Here is a 20817-nt window from a genome sequence, read left to right on the forward strand (position 1 = left end):
GCGCGGCTTCCTGTGCCGTCATCTCGATGCGATCGTCGGACAGTCGGACAAGGCGTGCGCGCTCGAGTGGCCCGGCGGCGGCGCTCCTGGCATCGATCATTCCGGGTTCGCGCGTCGCCGGGGCTGCGGAGGCGGCAAACGCAAGAAAGAGCGTGGCTGCAAATACAGCCACGCCCCCTGCCACCTCTCCCCTAACTCTTTGCGTCATCCGGCCCGCGATGCCTTTGCAGAGAAGGCTGGATGGTCCTGCTGGTCCTCCCGCGACCGTTAAGGTCTAGCGGAAGAACACAAGAGCCTTCTCGATTGTCTGCCAGACGCCCCAAGCAAGCGGCACGCCAACCAGAGACCAGAACAGGATCGCCGGAAGATCGAGACCGCCTTTGCCGATTCCAAAGGATCCGGTGGTGACGGCGCCGGCCGACGTCTTGAGCTTGGCCTGCTCGGCGGCGACCTCCTCCTCGGTCATGTGCCATTTCGGGTCGACCGGGCGGACGAGGAGGTTCGCAATGAAACCGATGATCAGCAACCCGGCCAGAATGAAGAAGATTTGGCCGTAGAGCTTGTCGGGGGCGATGCCCTCGGCGTAGCGCGTATCGTGAAGGTAGTTGACGATCACGGGGCCGAGGATGCCGGCGGTGGACCATGCCGTCAGCAGACGGCCGTGGATGGCGCCCACGAACTGAGTGCCGAAGATGTCGGCGAGGTAGGCCGGAATGGTGGCGAAGCCGCCTCCGTACATGGAGGCGATGACGCAGAAGCAGGCCACGAACAGCGCCAGGATCTTCCAGTCTGCCGCCTGGGCTGCGAGTACGTAGAGCGCGGCTCCGAGCGTGAAGAAGATGAAGTAGGTCAGCTTGCGGCCGAGCTTGTCCGAGGACGACGCCCAGGCGATGCGGCCAAAGATGTTGAAGAGCGAGATGAGCCCGACGAAGCCTGCTCCGACCGCCGCCGCAGTCGCGGCCAGTGCCGTGTCCTTCTTCATGTCCAGGTAGCCGAGCTGATCCTGCCCGACGAGCGCGCCGCCGAAGGTTTCCTGCAGCATGGGCGAGGCGGCGCCGATGATGCCGATGCCGGCGGAGACGTTCATGCAGAGCACGATCCACAGCAGCCAGAACGCCGGCGTCTTGTGTGCGTTGTCGAGATGCACGTGATTGTTGGTGATCATCGCCTTGCCGTTGACCGGCGGCGTCCAACCTTCCGGCTTCCAGCCGGTGGGAGGCAACCTGTAGCGGAACGAGCCGATAATCATGAAGACCGTGTAGATCGCGGCCATGGCGACGAAGGTCTGCCAAACGCCGGGATCGGTGGCGGTCTTGAAGACTTTGTCCATCAGCAAGGTCGCGAGCGGAGAGCCGATCATGGCGCCGCCGCCGAAGCCCATGATGGCCATGCCCGTTGCCATGCCGCGCCGATCGGGGAACCACTTGATGAGCGTCGAGACGGGCGAGATGTAGCCGAGGCCGAGGCCGATGCCGCCGATGACGCCCGAGCCGAGCCACATGAGCCACAGCTGGTGCGTGTAGACGCCGAGGGCCGCGATCAGAAGGCCGCCGCACCAGCAGAGCGTCGAGACGAGGCCGGCCTTGCGGGGACCGGCGCGCTCGAGCCATCCGCCCCAGATGGCGGCGGATACGCCGAGCAGCACGAAGAAGAACGTGTACATCCAGCCGAGATCGAACTGGCTCCAGTTGCAGTCGGTGGCGAACAAGGCGCGCGCCGTACCCGCGGCCTTCTCCGCGAACGTTACGGCGCCGGCCGAGCATTCCGCGATGGGTTTTCCATCTTGATCGAGCAGGGCCGCTTGCAGCGGCTTCCAGAACACCGAGAAGCCGTAGGCCATGCCGATGCAGAGGTGGATACAGAGGGCCGCCGGCGGGACCAGCCACCGGTTGAAGCCGGGTTTTGCAACGATCGCCTCGCGATCGAGCCAACCGGGCCCAGACGCTTCCCCGGCCCCTACGTTACTGCTCCCAACCATGGTCCTTCCCCCCGAAGCCGTTGACTTCGCCCCTTATTCCCAGGGCATTTGCTTCTAGCACTATCTTGCGCAAGCTTATGAGACAAGGGCATGTACTTGATCCAACCTGGAACCTCGCTACGTTACGAACTCGGATGACCGACTGGGGACGTGCAGCGGTTGTTTGGACTATCCGATGGCTGATAGCTGCTGCGGCCGGAGCGAGCCTGAGACGATGACATTCAAGGGACCTGTTGAACACTCTGATACTTCCTCGCTCGTTGATCCTTTCGGCCGGCATGTGACCTATCTGCGCGTCTCAGTGACGGACCGCTGCGATTTCCGCTGCGTCTATTGCATGAGCGAACATATGTCCTTTCTGCCGAAGAAGGACTTGCTGACGCTCGAGGAGCTGGACCGGCTCTGTTCCGCTTTCGTTGCCAAGGGTGTCAAAAAACTGCGCATCACCGGTGGCGAACCGCTTGTGCGCAAGAACATCATGGCGCTGTTCAAGGCGCTCTCCCGCCACCTCGAGACCGGCCAGCTCGAGGAGCTGACGCTGACGACCAACGGCAGCCAGCTGGAAAAGTACGCGGGCGATCTCAAGGCGGCGGGCGTGCGGCGCATCAACGTGTCCATCGACACGCTCGATCCGCAGAAGTTCAAGACGATCACGCGCTGGGGCGAGCTTGCGACCGTGCTCAAAGGTGTCGAGGCGGCCAAACGCGCCGGCATCGGCATCAAGATCAACGCCGTGGCGCTCAAGGGGGTGAACGAGGACGAGATCGACGACCTCATCCGCTTTTCTCACGGCGAGGGCCACGACCTCACCCTGATCGAGACCATGCCGCTGGGCGACATCGAGGGCGATCGGACCGACCAGTACCTGCCGCTCTCGATTGTGCGCGCACGGCTGCTCGACCGGTGGACGCTCGAGGATATTCCGTTCCGTACCGGCGGGCCAGCGCGCTATGTGCGCATCAAGGAAACGGGAGGGCGGCTCGGGTTCATTACGCCGATGACCCACAATTTCTGCGAGAGCTGCAACCGGGTACGCGTCACCTGCACGGGCACGCTCTATATGTGCCTCGGGCAGGAGGATGCCGCGGATCTCCGGGCGCCGCTGCGCGCGAGCGATGACAACGGGCTCCTGTTCGAGGCCATCGATGCCGCCATTGCACGCAAACCCAAGGGCCACGATTTCGTCATCGACCGGCGGCAGAAGCGGCCGGCGGTGGCGCGCCACATGAGCGTCACCGGCGGCTGAGCGCTTCGGGTCCGCTTCCTCTTTCCTGAAAAATGCTATGGTCAGGCAACCGGTTCGGGAGGGGCGTATGTCGGGACGAGGACTACTGCGCTATGCGCGCCTCACGCGGCGCCAGCTCATCATCTTCGCGATCGCTTCGGCGGTGATCAACGGTATCATCACGGCCAGCGTCGGCGCCTGGCTGGCACAAACGTATTCCAAGTATCAGGCGCGACGGGCCGCCATCGAGACCATTGCGCATCTCGTCTACGAGCGGCGCACGCGGGCCGGCATGGTTGCGTCCTCGATCCGCCGCAACGCCGAGATCGAGGAGATGCGGCAGCGCAAGCAGGCGTACGACGAAGCCTACGTCGACTGGAACAAAAACGTGATGCTCAACCTGTTCGCGATCCGCGAGGCGGCCGGCGACTTCAACATCTCGTCGCTTGAGCCGGTGTTCGAGGACCATCTGATCGCGGCGATGGCGGATCAGGATCGCTGCGTGACGAAGGCTTACGACGCGCGAATTGCCAATCAGGATGCGAAGCTCGTTCTAGAAGAGTGCCGGATGGCGGCGCTGCACCAGTATGTGCTCGATTGCGGCGCGACGTTCACCAACGAGCTCTACAAATTGACAGAGCCGACGTTCGTTCCATTCACGGGGCAGTTCGCCAAGACCAGAATGCTGGCCGAAAAGCGCATTCGCGACTATTGCGTGGACAAGGATGTGCGGACCGTCGCTCCGGCGGCACCTTCCAGCGTGCCCGCGTCGCAAGGGCCGGCCGCGCCCGCAACCGCTTCGACGCCGCAAGCGGTCCCGCAAGCACCGCCCGCCGCCGCGGCCAAAGTTATCCCTTAAGTGATCGTCCCTACTGGTGCACCCACCAGATCAGCGGCGGAACGGCGAGGAAGAGTACGTAAAGGCCGTAAACGTCGAGGGCGTAACGCAGCGAGAGCACAACGCTTTGAGCGCGGTCCTTCGAACCATCGAGCTTCGCAAACAGAAAGTCGATGCGTGCGTGGTTGACCGGACAGGCACGGAGCGCCTCGTTATAGCGACGCCGGTAGGCTTGCACGTCCTGCGGATCGGAGGGGCGAGCGATCCTGAGCTCCTGCGCCAGCTCGGAGACGGCCAGCGCACAATTCTGCAGGTGATGGGCCTTCATCTTGTAGTCGTTCATGGCCTCGAGCAATCCGAGGATGAGCGTGAAGACGGACGACACAAGCTGGACGAAGGTCATCAGGCGATTGGTGGCATCGTCGATCTGTCCAACGTAGACGGCTTGCCAGACCGCCAGCCCGACGAAGTAGAGCGCTACCATGGACTGGGTGAACAGCGAGACCGCGGCCTTGCGCTCAAGACGGGTCGCAGCGTTGAAGCGCGCGGCCTTCACGAGGCGCATGGTGTGGGCGAGTTGATCGGCGGCGCGCGTGTCCGGCGGCACGACGGCGAGCCGTGCCCGGTCGACGGGTGCGCTTTCGCGTGCGACCTGGACAAGGGCGCCGCTGTCGCGCTGGGCTCTCGATCTATCGGCGGCTGGGAGCATAAATGGTTGCTCTCTCAAGCATTCAGATTGCTTGAGCCCGCTTACCTGATTCGTCACTTGGAGCGCGATCGGGTTTCATCGCATCGCGATGCTGCCGCGGCGTAGCGGTCACAGGTGCGGCAGCTATTGGCGTGCCTGCATCGTGGTGTGAAGCGCGAATTGGGGCACGGCCAGATACCGTCCCGTCAGGCCGATAATCGAGCCCGCGACGATGATGGTCATCGCCCACCCGAAGGTGTTGAGCATGCGGGTGCGCCAACGGCCACGGCGTGCGGCACGCAGCCATGGCGGAGGCGAGACCACGCCAGGCGTGGGTGTTGCGACGCTGTGCGGGCGTGCCGCTTTTGCCGCGGCGGCTCGCGACTCTTCGGACGCGGCACCATCGAATACGGCAAGGTGCGGAGAGCGCGCTCTGGCGATGGCGGACGATGCCTTCAGAGCCGAGGCGCTGTTCGCCAAAAGACCGATCACCTCGTTCGCGTCGCGGCGCTCGGGCGCGGCGTCGCTGAGGCCAGCGTCGCGAAGAGCAGCCCCCAGCGACCGAGGCGCCTTGCGCGTCTTCGATCGTGCGGAGCCAATGGGCTCATCTGTCCAGCTGCCAGTCGCCGCCACCGCGGGCCTCGTTCATGCACGTTTCGCCCGGCGGCGATTATGCTAAGAACCAGCATGCCGGGTCAATCTTGCTGCATCGCAATATTTGCGAGCCGCAGGCGACGAGCCTGCTCGCACGGCTTGGTGTCTTTGAATGAGACCAACGATTCGCACTTAGAACAGATAGTTCGAAGCGATCTTGGTCCAACCGCGACGAGGATCTTCGCATGCTTCCGCTTGTACTCGGCCTGTTTCTCTTCTTTGCCGTCCACCTCGTGCCGACGTCGCCGAGCCTGCGCGACGGGTTGGTCGAGCGTTTCGGGGACCGCGCCTACAAGATCGGTTTCTCGGTGCTTTCCCTGATCGGGTTCGTGCTGATCGTGGCCGGCTATCACAAGCTTCAGCTCATGCCGGGCAAGAACCCCGTGCTGTGGGATCCGCCGAGCTGGACGCGGCACATCGCGTTTCTGCTCATGGTGCCGGCCATGATCTTTCTGGTGGCCGCGTTCGTGCCGTCGCGAATCCGCACGGCTCTGAAGCATCCCATGCTGGCAGCGATCAAGACCTGGGCGCTCGCGCATCTGCTCGTGAACGGGGATCTCGGGGCGCTGGTGCTGTTCGGCAGCTTCCTGGCGTTTGCGGTGTACGACCGGATCTCGGTGAAGCGCCGGCCTGCAACTCCGGCGCCCTCTCTCGTTCCACCGGGACCTTTCAACGACGCGCTGGTCGTCATCGGTGGGTTGGCGCTGTTCGCCTTGATGCTGGTGTGGGGGCATGGGGCGCTGATCGGCGTGCCCATCGTCAGCTTCAGCTTTGCTCCGTGAGCCTTACGCCGCCCCATTGCGGGACACTGATCGGCATTGCGCGCCGCAGTGCGGTGCGGGCGCCAATGGAAGAGATTGCGTCGGGATCGATCACCGTCGACGGCGGTCTCGAGGGTGATCACAAGGGGCCGAAGTTTCCGAACCGGCGCATCACCGTGCTGACCCGCGAGGCTTGGGAGGATGCGCTGGCCGAGCTTCGGGGCGCCAATGATGCGCCCGTTCGGCTCCCGTGGACGGTGCGGCGCGCCAATCTCTTGGTCGAGGGCGTGCGCTTGCCGCGCGCACGCGGCGGCGTCCTGCGCGTCGGTGCGGTCACGCTCGAGGTGACGTATCCGACGCAGCCGTGCCGTCGCATGGAGGAAGCCCATGCCGGCCTTCTCAAGGCGCTGCATCCCGATTGGCGCGGCGGCGTGACGTGCCGTGTCCTCGAAGGCGGCACGGTGCAGATCGGCGACGAGGTCGAGGTGCTGATCTCGCCGCCCGAGCACGTCCCGAAATTGCCCTGAGCCCGCTCGGTTCTCAGCGGATAGGCACAATGAAGTCGGTGTATGCGCCAGTCTCGTTGCCGATGCCGAGATCCGAGATCACGATCGAGGACGAGGGCTTCATGACATCGGCGATCTGCTCGCGGACGTCCTCGGGTATGGTGATGCGGTCGAGCGCGGCGGCGGCGGTCTGGCTCGAGAGATCGACGGCCGGCGTGGGCTCAGGCGCCTTGGACTTGGCCTGCTTGTCCTTTTTCTTTTTGGCCGCGCGGGACGGATCGTAGGGAACCGACGATACGCTCCATTTCATGTCCGTCTTGTTGTCGGCGAAGTCGAGTGCCGTGAAGACGTGGGTGCCGATCGGCTCGTCGGGACGATCGAACGTTACGGCGACATCCAGCACGTCGTCGTAGCCCTGCCGGATGTAAAGCCGCTGCTTGGCGCGGCTGATGAAGACCGAAACCGGGCGGTCGCGCATCTCCTGGAGCTTCTTGGCGGCCTGCTCCTTGGAGAGGCCACGGGCAAGGGTCGCGTTGGCCTCGCTCAGCTCGTTCATGGCCGCGCGGCGCTGGTCCTCGGCCTCCTTGGCGGCGGTCTCGGCGGTTGCGAGCGCGTCCTTCGCGTGCTCGAGCGCAGGGCGCACGGCCTCGATCTCGCCGGGCAGACGCGCGATCTTCTCCTCGAGCGCCGCGATCTTGGCGATGCGCTTCGATCCGTCGATGGCTTTGGCTTTTCGCTTACCCTTGCCGCTTTCCTGCGGCGGTGCCTTGAGCTCTTCAAGCTCGTGTTGAGCGCTCGCAAGCGAGGTTTCGAGTTCGTGCAACTGGCTGTCCAGGCGCTCTGCCTCGGCGCGCGCAGCCGTGAGGGGAGCGCGTGTCGCTGCGGCGGCCTTGTGAGCTTGTGTCAATTGGATCTGCTTCTCCGCCTTGGCGAAACCGGCAGTGCGGATCTCAGCGGTGAGCTTCTCGGCCTCCAGGCGGCGGCGCTCGCGATATGTGAGGCGGGCCGGCGAGCCGGTCTCTCCTTCGGCTGCTGCCGCCATGGTGACGCCGATCACACCCGAGACGGCGTTGCCCGCGGCGCTCGAGGCGTCGGCGACCCGTGTTTCCTGAGCGGTCGTGCTGCCGGTCGCAAGATCTCCGTCGGGCGGGAAGGCCGTAAACAGGTTGGTGTGTGTAATCGACACCGGGGTTACGGGATCACGCGAGACGATGACGCGCGTGCCCATCGAGGTTATGCCGAACAGTTTCTTCGAAAAGCCGTGCGGCAGGCGGATGCAACCGTGAGAGGCGGGATAGCCCGGGAGGGCGCCGGCGTGGAGCGCAACACCGGACCAGGTGATGCGCTGCATGTTGGGCATGGGCGCGCTCTCGTAGAGATTGGAGTAGTGCATGCGCTTCTTCTGCACGACCGAGAAAACGCCGGTTGGCGTCGCGTAGCCGACCCGACCCGTGGATACGGGAGACGAGGCGATGGGGCCGGTCTGATCGTAGACGGTCAGGCGCTGGCGGTTGATGGAGACGTTGATGACGAGGGGGCCTTTGGCGGGCCGCTCGGCGATCTCCTCGTCCTTGCCTTTCTTGCCGGAGGCCTTCGAGGTGTCCTCTTCCGAGATTTCGGCGGGCGGGCGTTTGGCCTTCTTTACCTTACGCGGCTTGTAGTACGGGTCGCTCCAGCCGCCACCGCCGTAGTAATATCCTTGCGCATTGGCTTGCGGGATGGGGAGGCCTGAGCCTGCGGCGAGCAGGATGGAGCTCAGGGCCGCGAGCCCGGTCGCCCGTACCATCATGGGGAGTACGGACAAGCAATGCGGCCTTGTGGAAAATTGCGGCACGATACAACCATCCCCTGCAAGCTGATTTCATAGAAAAGTGAGTTGCGACAAGGACTAAAGGTGTTCGCCTAACGAGCCGTTAGCAGTACCTCAAGGTTATCAGACATTATTTGTGCGAGGCAATTGGCGGCGGACCGGCGTGTCGATCGTTTGCGTGGTGTGGCCCAATCTCAACGCCGAGGGGGCACGGCGCGCGTTGACGATCCACCAAGGGCCATGTGGCGCCGCTCGGCCGTGGGGTTTAGACTCCCTCCCTACGCCCCAAGGAGAAGTCCTGAAGTCCATGTCGCTCCAACCGATGACCCGCCGCCTGATGGCGCCCGACATCACCGCCATGAAGCACGTGCGGCCTGTCATTGCGCTCACGTCCTACCACGCGCATACGGCGGCAATTGCCGACAAATATTGCGACTTCCTGCTGGTAGGCGACAGTCTCGGCATGGTGATGCACGGCTTCGAGACCACGGTGCCGGTGACGCTCGACATGATGATCGTGCACGGGCGCGCGGTGGTGCGAGGCGCCAAGCGCGCGCTGGTTGTGGTCGACATGCCGTTCGGCTCCTACGAGGAAAGCCCCTCGGTTGCCTTCCGGAATGCCTCGCGCGTCATGAAAGAGACCGACTGCGGCGCCGTGAAACTCGAAGGCGGGCTGCGCATGGCGGAAACCACGCGCTATCTGGTCGATCGCGGCATTCCGGTGATGGGCCATATTGGACTTACGCCGCAGTCCATCAACGTGATCGGCGGCTTCAAGACCCGGGGCCGGACGCGTGACGAGTGGGCGGCCATCGAGGAGGATGCGCGGGCGCTGGCGGAAGCGGGCGCGTTTGCGATCGTGCTCGAGGCCATGTCGGGGCCGCTTGCGGCGCGGATCACCGAGGCAGTTCCCATCCCCACGATCGGCATCGGCGCCTCCTCGCATTGCGACGGGCAGATCCTGGTCATGGAGGACATGCTCGGACTTTCGCCACGGGTTCCGAAATTCGTGAAGAAGTTCGGGGCTGTAGCCACGGCGATCGAGGATGCGATCAAGGACTATGCGGACGATGTGCGCGAGCGCCGCTTTCCGGCCGAGGAGCACACCTACGCCATGAAAGAGGGGCCGGAGCCGGCCGGTGGCCCGCCCGCCCAGGTCACGAAAAAGCCGAAAAAGCTGAGCACTTAGCGTGCTCTGCCGAGAAAGGTCGGGAACCTTCCTCTCACCATTTGCCCTGGCCCGCCCCGGCGCGCTATCTAGCGTGCCTGTGCGGCCGCAAGCCGTAGCGCCGGATTCGGGACGGCGACAGGTCAGCCCGTAGCACTGTGATCGAGGTACTGAGCTTTATGGTCGACAAGAACGACGCGCTGTTCCGGGAAGTGGAAGAGGAACTGCGGCGCGAACAATTCCAAAAGCTCTGGGAGCGTTACGGCAGCTATTTCATCGCGCTCGCCGTAGCCATTGTGGTTGCGGTCGCCGGTGCGAAGTTGTGGGAATCGCGGCGCGTGGCGGCCGCCAACGCAGCCGGCGCCGAGTACGAGGCCGCCGCGGCGTTGCTGTCTTCCGCCAAAACCGAGGATGCGCTCAAGGCGTTCGAAGCCATTTCCACCGGCGGGCCGAAAGGCTACGCGGAGCTCGCGAGCCTGTCTCAAGCCGGAGCTTTGCTCAAACTGGAGAAGCGCCAGGAGGCGCTCGCTGTTTTCGACAAGTTGGCTGGAGATTCGTCGGCCGACCCGTCGATTGCCAATTTCGCGCGCCTGCAGGCTGCGTCGCTTCGGTTGGGGGAGGCGGACTTTACCGAGATGCAGAATCGGCTCAAGCCTCTCACAGGTGATACAAGCCCGTGGCGCTTCACGGCGGGCGAGCTGCTCGCGACAGCGGCAGTGAAGGCCGGCAAGCTCGACGAGGCACGGGAGATTCTGAAGCCCCTGCTTCAGGGATCCGGCTTGGCGGAGGGTGCAGCCGTGAGATTGCATCGACTGATGGCGCAGATCGCGGCGGACGAGCTTTCTGCGGCGCCTGCTGCCGGAACACCGGCGCCGGCCGCAGCTCCCAGCGAAGAGAAGAAACCGGCGTCTGCTCCCTGAGGCCTGCTTCGGAGGCTCGAAGATGGTGCGCGATCGCTTAAGCCGGACGACAGCTCTGGGGGGAGTGCTCCTCGTGGCGATGTCGTTGCTCGGCGGGTGCTCGGACAGCCTGCCCAGCTTGCCGAAGATGAGCGAGCTCAATCCGTTCAAGGAGACGGTCCCGCCTCTTCCCGGCAAGCGCATTCCGGTGTTGCCGACGCAGGAGAAGAATGTCGGCGAGCTGGCGGAAGCCAGCGGACCCATCACGCTGCCGCCGCCGCGACTTAACGAGGCGTGGGCGCAGCCAGGCGGCGAGTCCAACAATTCGCCCGGACATCTGGCTCTTTCTGGCAACAATCTGCATCAAGCCTGGAGCGCCAGCGCCGGCAAGGGCAAGTCCAAGGTCGGCCGTGTGACCGCTCCGCCGATCGTCTACGACGGTCGCGTGTTCGCTCTCGATTCGGACGGTTCCGTCAGCGCCTTCTCGATGGCGGGCGGGTCGCTCTGGAAGGTCGGCCTGGCGCCGACCACCGAAAAGACGGGTCCGGGTTTCGCGGCCATCACCGAAAACATCATGAACCTCACCGCTGACGACGGCGGCGGTTACGGCGGCGGCATCGCCGCGGAGGGTGGGCGCATCTTTGCCGCCAGTGGATTCGGTGCCGTGATCGCGCTTGACCCTTCGACCGGAAACCGGGTCTGGGAAAAGAATCTCGCGGTTCCGATCCGCGTTGCGCCGACTGCAGCCATGGATCGCCTGTTCGTGCTGACCGTGGAGGGCAAGCTCTATTGTCTTTCGACAATCGATGGCGCCGAGCTCTGGGTGGTGCGCGGGCTGCCGCAGCAGGCGAGCCTCGGCCTCAATGCGAGCCCGGCGGTCGAGGGTGACGTGGTGGTGATTCCCTATTCGACCGGGGATCTCGTAGCCCTGCGCGTTGCCGACGGCAGCGGCCTGTGGTCGGAAAGCCTTTCCCGCCAACGCACCACATCTCAGCTCGCTTCGATGAGCGACGCTGCGCGTCCCGTGCTCGACAACGGCACGGTGTTCGCCGTCGGTCACGGCGGGCGCATGGTGGCGACGGTTGCCAAGACCGGCGAGCGCCTGTGGTCGCTGACCGTGCCCGGAACGCAGCCGCCCTACGTGGCGGGCGACAGCGTGTTCGTCGTCGATACCTCGGGCCAGTTGATGGCCGTCAACCGTCGTGACGGCCGCACACAGTGGACGACGAAGCTTCCGGGCTCGAACACCTGGGCGGGGCCTGTGCTGGCCAACGGTATCCTGTGGCTTGCCTCCAAGGAGGGTCAGCTGACAGGTGTCGACGCAGCGACCGGCCGGGTGACGGGCCAGATGGAAATCGGGGGCCCGGTCTTCATTTCGCCTGTGGTTGCGCAGGGCAAGATGTTCGTCCTGACGGACGAGGCGAAGCTGGTCGCCTTCAACTGACGGCCTTTCCGGACCCTCTCACGGCTCCGGCGCTCCCCATCTTCCGTTAACCCCGGTTTTCTCCGTGAACCATGCCGCCATGCTGCTAGCACGGCTGGCAAAATTCCACTTATACTCATTGCAGCTCATCCTCTGTCGGGGGCACGGAATGAACGCGGCAGTTGCAACCAAGCGCTTGGGTTTGCCTATTGCGGCGCTCTCGCTCGCTCTCGTTGCCGTGACCGATCGGGTTGGTGCAAGCGAGGCGTTCGATACCGCCGCCATCGAGGCGAGCGTGGTGCGCGTCGTCGCTCCGCAGAGCAATCCCGACATGTTCAGCATGGGAACGGGGTGGATCGTCTCCGGTCGGCGCATCGTCGTCACCAACAATCACGTGGTGGAGGGCGGCGTGAGCTTCCACCTCGCCATGATGGAGGATGGCAAGCCCAAGGTGGTGGAGGCCAAGCTTCTGCGCCGCTCGCCGGAAAAGGATCTCGCCGTGCTGGAGGCGGTTGCGGATCTGCCCGGCAAAGCCCTGCCGCTTGCCGGATACGAGACCAAAGCGACGACGCGCGTGATTGCGATTGGCTTTCCCGGCACGGCCGATCTCGCGGTGTTCTCGGACCGGGATACGGGCGAGACGAAGGCTGTCCGGTTCGGCCCACAGGACGAGGACTTCTACCGCCCGACATGGACGGAAGGCGTCGCCTCGCGCAACTTGACCTATTTCCGCAGCATCGACGGGCCGGCGCTGCAGCACTCTGCCGCCATCAATCAGGGCAACAGCGGCGGTCCCTTGATTGACAGTTGCGGGCGTGTGCTCGGCGTCAACACCATTCGGGCAATCGAGAACGATCCGCAGGGTGTGTTCTATGCCATCCATCCCAAGGAGATCACACGCTTTCTCGAGGTGGCGAGCTTCACGCCGACCACCATCTCGAGCCCTTGTTCGATCACCGGGAGCTCGAACGCGCTTGTCTATCCGATGTTCTTCGCCAGCTTGGGACTGGCCGCCTTCTCGCTTTGGATCGCGTATCGCCGGCAGATTCCTGCCGTCGTGAAGCCGCTCTCGGCGGTGGCGAACCGCGTGAGCCGCGTTGTCGACGGTGCTGCTTTTGCGCAGGCCGGCCGCGCGCTTCGCAAGGATGTGAAGCGGGCGATGGCCAAGCCCGCGCCGGAGCCGCGCCCCAAGGTCGTCACTTTCATGGCGAAGGCGGCCGGGCCGGAGTTCGTCATCGATCGCGACAAGCTCGATAGGGGGCAGACCCTGGTCATCGGCCGCTCGCGGAGCAGCGACGTGGTGCTCTCGCACGAGAGCGTCAGCCGTCGTCATGCGCGGATCTGGCTCGATCGGGCGGGCGTGCTGTGGATCGACGATCTCGGCTCGAGCGCGGGCACGTACGTCGAGTCGCAACGCATCAGCAAGGCCACGCCGGTTCCTCCCGGATCGCACGTCCGCCTCGGCTCGGTGGGATACACGTTCGATCTGGGGCGGAGCTCATGATGCGAAGTCCATAGGTCGCCAAGGACGCCCAGCCGCTCTTCCTCGATACCCACTCCGGAAACTCGCATGGATCACGACGAACAGGCTCTTCCTATCGGCACCGTCCTCGTCGACGAGTATCGCATCGACGGCATTCTTGGCGCCGGCGGTTTCGGCATCACGTATCGAGCGCGCGATGTAAAGCTCGACGTGGATGTGGCCATCAAGGAGTACTTTCCACGCGATTTCGCGAGCCGGTCCCGGACCGTTACGGTGGGGCCGCGCTCGAAAACAGACGTCGATCCCTTCAACTGGGGACTCTCGCAATTCATCGAGGAGGCCCGGCGGCTCGCGCGCCTGCAGCATCCCAACATCGTGCGCTGCATGCGCTATTTCGAGGCCAACGACACCGGTTACTTCGTGATGACCTTCGAGGAAGGGCGCACGCTCGAGAAGTACTTCGCGCGGCCACCGCAGCAGAGCGAGCTCGATGTCTTGCTCAATCCGCTGCTCAACGCCCTCGAGGCGCTGCATGCGGCCGGCATCTATCATCGCGACATCTCGCCGGACAATATCCTGGTGCGCGATGACGACAGTCCGGTGCTCATCGATTTCGGTGCGAGCCGGCAAGCCATGGCGCGGCGCACGCAGACGGTGGCGGCGATCGTCAAGCCGGGCTTCTCGCCTATCGAGCAGTATGACCGCGAGACGGGCCAGCAGGGCGCATGGTCGGACATCTACGCGCTCGGCGCGACGATCTACAGCGTGATCGCGGGTGGGCCGCCGCCGGATGCGCTGTCGCGGGTCAGAAACGATTCGTATGTGCCGGCGCGCGAGGCCGCACGGGGCGCTTATCGCAGCGATTTTCTCGACGCCATCGATTGGGCGTTGCAGCCGGATCCGGACGATCGTCCGGTGACGATCCGCGAGTGGCGCCGCAAACTCCTGCCGAACACCAGCGGTGCGCGCGGCGTCACAGCCATGACGAAGTTCGAGCCGGCGGTGGGGAACGCGAAGGCTTTCGCGACCAACCTGCTCGGCAAGGGAAAAGGGTCGAAGGGCCAGGGGGGCAAGTCCCCGGACGGGGGCGGTCTGCGTTGGCCGGACTATGTTCTGCGCGGCGCGGCGCTGGTGATGCTCGGCGTTTTTCTTGTCCGCAGCTTTTCCTCCAAGGATGACGATCCGGTGAAGAACCTGACGTCGCCGCTTCCGGTTGCCATCAACGATTCCGCCGAGCGCAATCTGCCGATCCTGGCGAGCGACGGCGAGAAGGTGTGGTCGAAGGTGGAGCTCGTGCTGCGCCGGCTCGGGCATGTGCGTGGCGGGGGGAGTGCGACGCTGTCCGAGATCCGGACCGGCCTCAAGAGCTATCAACATGCGATCGGCTGGCCGGAGACGGGTGTGCTCAATCAGGAGCTCCTCAATCGCGTTCTGGACGAGAGCGTCGAGCTCGATCCCTATTCCGTTCCGGGCTCCACCGTCTACGGGCGATGGTTTCTCGAGCGCACCGACGAGTTCTGCCGCGTGACATCGGGTGCGACACGTATCGAGGGGCGGTCGCTCGCCACCGAACGCCCGACCCTGAGGATCAGGGCCGATCGGTCAACGACGGATGCGTCCATCGACGTGGCGTTCACGAGGCCGGAACTGTTCGATACCGGCAAGCCCATGAGCCTCAGCGGCGACGGCCCGCACTACATGCTGAAGACTGACGGCAAAGATGTCTTCATGGACAACGACGCGCGCGATCCCTTGCGGATGATGCGGGCGCACAAGGGGGAGGTGTCGGTCTACGGCACCTCGGCGCTCGGGGGGACGCTCAGGATCAGCTTCTCCTCAGATGGGTTCGAGGAAGCATTCCGTGCACTTGGCGCGGAGTGTGGCGACCGTTTCCTGTACTGGATCGACAACTGGGGCGCGGTGGCGAAGGATTCCGGCGCGACCGTGTGGCATGCCGTGGGCTACGGCACCGAGGATGACGCCAAGGCGGCGGCGCTCGAGCGCTGCAAGTCGAAGACGGAATCCGGCGACTGCAAGGACTACACCAGCTTCCGCGAGCAGTGCTGGGCAATCACGACCGGCGAGATCCGCAAGGACGACTGGGCGGAAGGAACCGGCACGGATGCCTCCATCGACACTGCCAAGAGCCTGGCATTGGACGACTGCGCGAAAAACGGCGGGCGCAACTGCGAGATGGTGATGCACATCTGCTCGGACGGATCCAACGAGTGGCACTCGACGGATGAGCAGCAATAGCGCTGTCGCCGGTTATTCGGCGGCGGGTGGCGTCGCCTCGCGCTTGGCGCCGACGCCGAAGCGGCGCTCGATGTAGTCTTCGACGATGACCTTGAATTCGGCGGCGATGTTGGGACCGCGCAGGGTCATGGCTTTCTTGCCGTCGATGAAGACCGGTGCGGCCGGGCTCTCGCCGGTTCCCGGCAACGAGATGCCGATGTCGGCGTGCTTGCTCTCGCCAGGTCCATTCACGATGCAACCCATGACGGCGAAGTTCAGCGTCTCGACGCCGGGGTAGCGCGTCTTCCAGTCCGGCATGCGCTCGCGGATCATGGTTTCGACGTCGCGGGCCAGCTCCTGGAACACGGTCGAGGTGGTGCGGCCGCAGCCGGGGCAGGCGGCGACCACCGGGACGAAGGAGCGGAAGCCCATGGTTTGCAGGATTTCCTGGCCGACCTTGACCTCGAGCGTGCGATCTCCGCCGGGTTCCGGCGTGAGGGAAATGCGAATGGTATCGCCGATGCCCTCCTGCAGCAGGACGCCCAAGGCGGCGGTCGATGCGACGATGCCCTTCGAGCCCATGCCGGCTTCCGTCAGGCCCAAGTGCAGCGCGTAGCGGCAACGCTCGGCGAGCATGCGGTAGACGGCAATGAGATCCTGCACGGCGGAAACCTTGGCCGAGAGAATGATCTTGTCGGCGCCGAGGCCGAGCTTTTCCGCCAGCTCGGCCGAGAGGAGCGCGGATTGCACGATGGCCTCGTGCATGACCTGACGCGCGTCCTTGGGGGCGGCGGACGCCGCGTTCTCGTCCATCAGCCGCGTCAAGAGGTCCTGATCGAGGGAGCCCCAGTTGACGCCGATGCGAACCGGCTTCGCATGTTTGAGCGCGATGTCGATGATGTCGGCGAACTGGCGGTCCTTCTTGTCTTTGAAGCCGACGTTGCCGGGGTTGATGCGGTACTTGTCGAGCGCTTCCGCGCAGGCGGGGTTCTCGGCCAGGAGCTTGTGGCCGATATAGTGGAAATCGCCCACGAGGGGGACGTGCACGCCGCGCTTCAGAAGCTGATCGCGGATGTGCGGGACCGCCTTGGCGGCCTCGTCGCGGTCGACGGTAATGCGCACGAGTTCGCTGCCGGTGCGGGCCAGCGCCGCGACCTGGGTTACGGTGGCGGCGATGTCGGCGGTATCGGTGTTGGTCATCGACTGGACGACAACCGGGGCCGAGCCGCCGACGATCACGCCGGCCACGTCCACCGGGACCGACCAGCGGCGTGGGGCAATCGCGGCATCTGAGGCGTCAGTCATCGGGTCATCGTCCAGGGCCATGCCTTCATGTAGCGGAGGTTCGAGACATCTGCCAGCGGGGTGCGTCAGGAACTCTTGGCGAGTGCTGCGGAAGCGACCGAAATACCGGCAATCACGGCCATGAAGAGCACGATGGATGGGCCGCCGGGCACGTCGAAGTTGAGCGAGAGGGCGATGCCCAGGACGACGCTCAGGGCGGCGATGGCGGCGGCCAGGACGGCCATGCGCTCCGGCGTCGAGGACAACGGACGGGCTGCGACCGCCGGCACGATCAGAAAAGCGATCACCAGCAGCGCGCCCACGATCTTGATGGCGATGGCGATGGTGAGCGACAGGAGGACGATGAAAACGCCCTTTACGATGTCGCGCGGCACGCCTTCGGCGGAGGCGAGTTCCTCGTGCACGGCGAGGCGCAGCATCGGTTGCCAGAGCTTGGTCAGCACGGCGAGCACCAGCGCGCCGCCGCCGTAGACCCACAGCAGGTCGGTCGCCGTGACAGCGAAGATGTCGCCGAAGAGGTAGCTCATGAGGTCGACGGCGGGGCCCTTGAGGCTCAGCGTGGCAATGACGCCGAGCGCGAGGGCACCGTGGTGCATGAGGCCCAGAATGGCGTCGAGCGGCACGATCTTCTGACGCGAGAGCAGGATCAGAAGCGCGGCAACGGCGAGTGTCACGAGGATCACGGGTGCGGTGATGTCGATGCCGAGAAAGAGACCGAGTGCGATGCCGATGAGGCTCGCTTGCGAGACGGTCTCGCCGAAATAGGACATGCGATTCCAGATGACGAGCGAGCCCAACGGCGCAGCGACGACGGCGAGCGCCAGCGAGGCTGCGAGCGCGCGCAGGAGAAACGGCTCGAGGTCAATCACGTGCTTTGTCCCCAAGCGGAGCGGGTGCCGTGTCGCCCGCGAGATCGTGTCGATGATCGTGGTGATGCTGGTAGACAGCGAAGTTGCGCGCCTGCTCGGGGCCGAAGAGGCGCGTGTATTCGGGATGCTGGGCAACCGTCTCCGGCACGCCTGAGCAGCAGACGTGGCGGTTGAGGCAGATCACGCGGTCGCTCTGGGCCATGACGACGTGAAGATCGTGCGAGATCAGAAGAACGCCGAGGCCGCGGGTGTCGCGCAGGCGGCCGATCAGGGCGTAGAGCTCGGCTTCGCCTACGTAGTCGACGCCGCGCACCGGCTCGTCCAGGACCAGCAGCTCGGGATCGTTCAGGAGCGCGCGCGCGAGCACCACGCGCTGCAGCTCGCCGCCGGACAGCTCGCTCAGCTGCTGGGTGACCACGCGGGAGGCGCCGACCTCCAGCAATACATTCGCGACGCGGTCGCTGCGCGCGCCCTCGCCGAGGGCGAGAAAGCGCTCGACAGTCATGGGCAGTGCGCGGTCGATGTCGAAACGTTGCGGTACGTAGCCGATCCTGAGACCGGGCCGCCGGCGCACGGAACCGCCGTCCGGACGTTCGAGGCCGAGCAGCGTGCGGACGAGCGTGGTCTTGCCGGCGCCGTTGGGGCCGATGAGCGTGAGGATCTCGCCGGCGTGAATGTCGATGTCGATGTCGGAGAGGATGACACGTCCCGCGCGCACGACCCGCAATCCCCGCGCAGAGAGCAGCGCCTTGGCATCGAATGGACGCGCCGTTGCGTGATCATGGCCGCACGCGCACCCGTGCTCGTGGCTATGATCGTGCGCGTGCGCGTGGGTGTGCGTCCGTGGCGGGGACGCGCCAACAGGCCCCGCGCTCTCTCCAGGACGCTCAGTCATGCGAGGAGCAGCCTTATCCTTTGCCTTCCGCTTTGCAGCGCGGGCAGATGCCTTGAACCTCGACGAATTTAACACGGGGCGTGAAGCTGGCGCCATTGGCTGCTTCGCCGATCAGGTCGAAGATGTGCTGGCCGTCCACCTCGCCCACGGCGCCGCATTTCTCGCAGGAGAGGAACAGCGGACGGCGCCCGGTGCGATGATCCATGCGGCGGCAGGCGAAGAAGGCGTTCTTGCTTTCGAGGCGATGGATAACGCCCGCTTCAAGCAAGGCATCGATGGCGCGATAGATCGAGATAGGGGCTACGCGGGTGCCTTTATCGGCGAGGCGGGCCAGGATCTCATAGGCGCCGATGGATGCATAGGTTGCCGCAATCTCCTCGTAGACCATCTGGCGCAGCTTGGTGAAGCGCAGGTTCTTGGCCGCGAACTCCTCGCTCGCGCGCTCGACCGCTTTCGCAAGGCGCTTGCCGTCGTTCTTTTTGTCCGGGGGCGGGAAAGCGGATCGGGTGGCGACGTCCGACATCGGGAGCCTTCGCGTTGCTGCGTTTCGCAACAGAATATCATGGCGTTTCCCGCTGCCTAGAGGAATCGCATGGGAGGCTTTCCCGTCCGTTGAATTGCTTGTGATCAGAAGTGTAAATCATAGGCCTGCCAGGCCTCGGTGCGTGTATAGCAGCAGTATTGCGCAATCCCGCATTTTGCCATGTTTCTGTAGTTACTAGCATCATTGCGCGTCCTACGGGCTTAGGGCCGAGCGCGTTTTGTGATCGTGACCGCGTTTTTCGCTCATGACTGTGCCGTCCTCCTATATCATCGCCGCCCGGCGCTCGGCTCTTGGGCGAATCGGCGGTTTGCACCGCAATCGGCGTGTTGGAGATCTTTCCGGCCCGGTCGTTCTTGCTGCGCTCGAAGACGCTGGAATTGCGCCGTCGGACGTTGACGAACTCATCGTCGGCAATGCGTCGGAAGGCGGAAACCCCGCCCGGCTCATCTCCCTGGCCGCCGGTCTGCCGGAAACGGTGGCTTCCCACTCCATCGACCGTCAGTGCGCTTCCGGTCTCGACGCCATTATCGCGGCAGTGCGGCTGGTGCAGGGGGGAGAGGCGGACGTGGTGGTGGCGGGCGGCGCGGAATCGATCTCGACGGCGCCATGGCGCATCGCAAAGCCGCGCAGCCTTTATCAGCTTCCGCATTTTTTGCGCGTGGAGCCGTCGAACATGGATGTCCCCGACGAAGCGGCGCCGTTCGAATCCTCGGAGCTGCTGCCCAAGCGCCTCGGTATCAGCCGCGCGCGTCAGGACGCCGTAGCCATGCAATCCTTCCTCAAAGCGGAAGCCGCCCGCGCGTCGCGCCGGTTCATCGGCGAGATCGTGCCATTCAAGGGAAACTCCGAGGAAGCGCGCGATCAGAGCGCCACCAGCCCGGAGATGGACGATCTCGAGGACATGGTGCCTTTCGTGCCGCCGCACGGGACGCTCACACCCGGAAATACCAGCAGCCTGCATGACGGCGCAGCGTTCGTCGTGGTTGTGAGCGAGACGGCGTGGCGGGCAAGAGGCAAGCCTCCGGCGCTGCGGCTCATCTCGACTGCGGCCTTGGGCGTGACGCCCGACAAAGACGCCGAGGCGCCGATCGAGGCCATGCGCAAGCTCTATGGCCGGCTCAACGGATTCAAACGGGATGAGATCGATGTGTTCGAGCTGAGTGAGAGTTCGGCAGCACAAGAGATTGCTTTGGCGGAGCTGCTCAAGGTCGATCCGGCTAAAATCAACCCCGACGGCGGTGCCATCGCGCGTGGGCATCCGCTGGGGGCTGCAGGAGCTGTGCTGGTCGTGCGGCTCTTCTCGCGCCTCGTGCGTAGGGCCGATCCCAAGGCCAAGGGAGAACGCTACGGCGTGGCAACGCTGGGCGCCGTCGGCGGTCTCGGACTGGCGGCGCTGTTCGAAGCGGTGCGCTAGCTGCTCGGCGTCGCGACGGATCGCGGCAGAATGCTCCGTTTGTTAACGATGACATTAAATCGCCGTCATGTGCTTCACTCGCCGTAATCCCGCCGCGATGAAGCCCGGGAATGGCGGCATAT

18 protein-coding genes are annotated in these 20817 nt (G+C 64.7%); 10 read left to right on the plus strand and 8 right to left on the minus strand.

The window, feature by feature from the left end:
- Nucleotides 1–274: 274 nt before the first annotated feature.
- The gene (locus QZV93_RS09725; RefSeq protein ID WP_295557957.1) at nt 275–1978 is read right to left on the minus strand and encodes an OFA family MFS transporter; all 1704 of its coding nucleotides are present in this window, start codon (nt 1976–1978) and stop codon (nt 275–277) included.
- Nucleotides 1979–2192: 214 nt separating this feature from the next.
- Here QZV93_RS09725 and moaA point away from each other — a divergent pair, with 214 nt between their 5' ends.
- Both moaA and QZV93_RS09735 read left to right on the plus strand, forming a co-directional pair.
- Complete coding sequence (moaA, locus tag QZV93_RS09730; RefSeq protein ID WP_295557959.1) at nt 2193–3224, plus strand: GTP 3',8-cyclase MoaA; 1032 nt, start codon at nt 2193–2195, stop codon at nt 3222–3224.
- A gap of 67 nt (nt 3225–3291) precedes the next feature.
- Entirely contained in the window at nt 3292–4062 is a 771-nt protein-coding gene (locus QZV93_RS09735; protein WP_295557961.1) for a hypothetical protein, read from the plus strand.
- 10 nt (nt 4063–4072) lie between these two features.
- On the opposite strand, the gene QZV93_RS09740 is transcribed toward QZV93_RS09735, so the two are convergent.
- Entirely contained in the window at nt 4073–4750 is a 678-nt protein-coding gene (locus QZV93_RS09740) for an SLATT domain-containing protein (protein ID WP_295557963.1), read from the minus strand.
- A gap of 123 nt (nt 4751–4873) precedes the next feature.
- Entirely contained in the window at nt 4874–5362 is a 489-nt protein-coding gene (locus QZV93_RS09745; RefSeq protein ID WP_295557965.1) for a hypothetical protein, read from the minus strand.
- Nucleotides 5363–5568: 206 nt separating this feature from the next.
- Here QZV93_RS09745 and QZV93_RS09750 point away from each other — a divergent pair, with 206 nt between their 5' ends.
- Nucleotides 5569–6165, plus strand: a complete 597-nt coding sequence (locus QZV93_RS09750; RefSeq protein WP_295557967.1) for an NnrU family protein — start codon at nt 5569–5571, stop codon at nt 6163–6165.
- Nucleotides 6166–6230: 65 nt separating this feature from the next.
- Complete coding sequence (locus QZV93_RS09755) at nt 6231–6671, plus strand: MOSC domain-containing protein (RefSeq protein WP_295557968.1); 441 nt, start codon at nt 6231–6233, stop codon at nt 6669–6671.
- A gap of 13 nt (nt 6672–6684) precedes the next feature.
- Here QZV93_RS09755 and QZV93_RS09760 read toward each other — a convergent pair whose 3' ends face one another.
- The gene (locus QZV93_RS09760; RefSeq protein ID WP_295557969.1) at nt 6685–8454 is read right to left on the minus strand and encodes a L,D-transpeptidase family protein; all 1770 of its coding nucleotides are present in this window, start codon (nt 8452–8454) and stop codon (nt 6685–6687) included.
- A gap of 313 nt (nt 8455–8767) precedes the next feature.
- On the opposite strand from QZV93_RS09760, the gene panB reads away from it, so the two are divergent.
- The 5 genes from panB to QZV93_RS09785 all read left to right on the plus strand — a co-directional run bounded on the left by panB (nt 8768) and on the right by QZV93_RS09785 (nt 15689).
- On the plus strand, nt 8768–9649 hold the full coding sequence (panB, locus tag QZV93_RS09765; protein ID WP_295557972.1) for a 3-methyl-2-oxobutanoate hydroxymethyltransferase: 882 nt from the start codon (nt 8768–8770) through the stop codon (nt 9647–9649).
- A gap of 158 nt (nt 9650–9807) precedes the next feature.
- The gene (locus tag QZV93_RS09770) at nt 9808–10548 is read left to right on the plus strand and encodes a tetratricopeptide repeat protein (RefSeq protein WP_295557973.1); all 741 of its coding nucleotides are present in this window, start codon (nt 9808–9810) and stop codon (nt 10546–10548) included.
- Between the two features lie 79 nt (nt 10549–10627).
- Nucleotides 10628–11971 (plus strand): PQQ-binding-like beta-propeller repeat protein, encoded by a 1344-nt coding sequence (locus tag QZV93_RS09775; protein WP_295557996.1) that lies wholly within the window; start codon nt 10628–10630, stop codon nt 11969–11971.
- 148 nt (nt 11972–12119) lie between these two features.
- Entirely contained in the window at nt 12120–13454 is a 1335-nt protein-coding gene (locus QZV93_RS09780) for a trypsin-like peptidase domain-containing protein (RefSeq protein WP_295557975.1), read from the plus strand.
- 66 nt (nt 13455–13520) lie between these two features.
- Nucleotides 13521–15689, plus strand: coding sequence for a DUF4189 domain-containing protein (locus QZV93_RS09785; protein ID WP_295557976.1), 2169 nt, complete (start codon nt 13521–13523; stop codon nt 15687–15689).
- 12 nt (nt 15690–15701) lie between these two features.
- On the opposite strand, the gene ispG is transcribed toward QZV93_RS09785, so the two are convergent.
- The 4 genes from ispG to QZV93_RS09805 form a co-directional block, all read right to left on the minus strand.
- Entirely contained in the window at nt 15702–16973 is a 1272-nt protein-coding gene (gene ispG / locus QZV93_RS09790) for a flavodoxin-dependent (E)-4-hydroxy-3-methylbut-2-enyl-diphosphate synthase (protein WP_295557978.1), read from the minus strand.
- A 65-nt stretch (nt 16974–17038) separates the two neighbouring features.
- Entirely contained in the window at nt 17039–17842 is an 804-nt protein-coding gene (locus QZV93_RS09795; RefSeq protein WP_295557979.1) for a metal ABC transporter permease, read from the minus strand.
- Complete coding sequence (locus QZV93_RS09800) at nt 17835–18560, minus strand: ATP-binding cassette domain-containing protein (RefSeq protein WP_295557981.1); 726 nt, start codon at nt 18558–18560, stop codon at nt 17835–17837. Before QZV93_RS09800 ends, QZV93_RS09795 begins: the two co-directional genes overlap by 8 nt.
- 190 nt (nt 18561–18750) lie before the next feature.
- Nucleotides 18751–19260, minus strand: coding sequence for a transcriptional repressor (locus QZV93_RS09805; RefSeq protein WP_295557982.1), 510 nt, complete (start codon nt 19258–19260; stop codon nt 18751–18753).
- 265 nt (nt 19261–19525) lie between these two features.
- Between QZV93_RS09805 and QZV93_RS09810 the strand changes: the two genes are divergently transcribed.
- On the plus strand, nt 19526–20695 hold the full coding sequence (locus QZV93_RS09810; RefSeq protein ID WP_295557983.1) for a thiolase family protein: 1170 nt from the start codon (nt 19526–19528) through the stop codon (nt 20693–20695).
- Nucleotides 20696–20817: the final 122 nt, after the last annotated feature.

This window comes from uncultured Hyphomicrobium sp., assembly GCF_902826555.1.
In the GTDB taxonomy this organism is placed as follows: Bacteria; Pseudomonadota; Alphaproteobacteria; order Rhizobiales; family Hyphomicrobiaceae; genus Hyphomicrobium_C.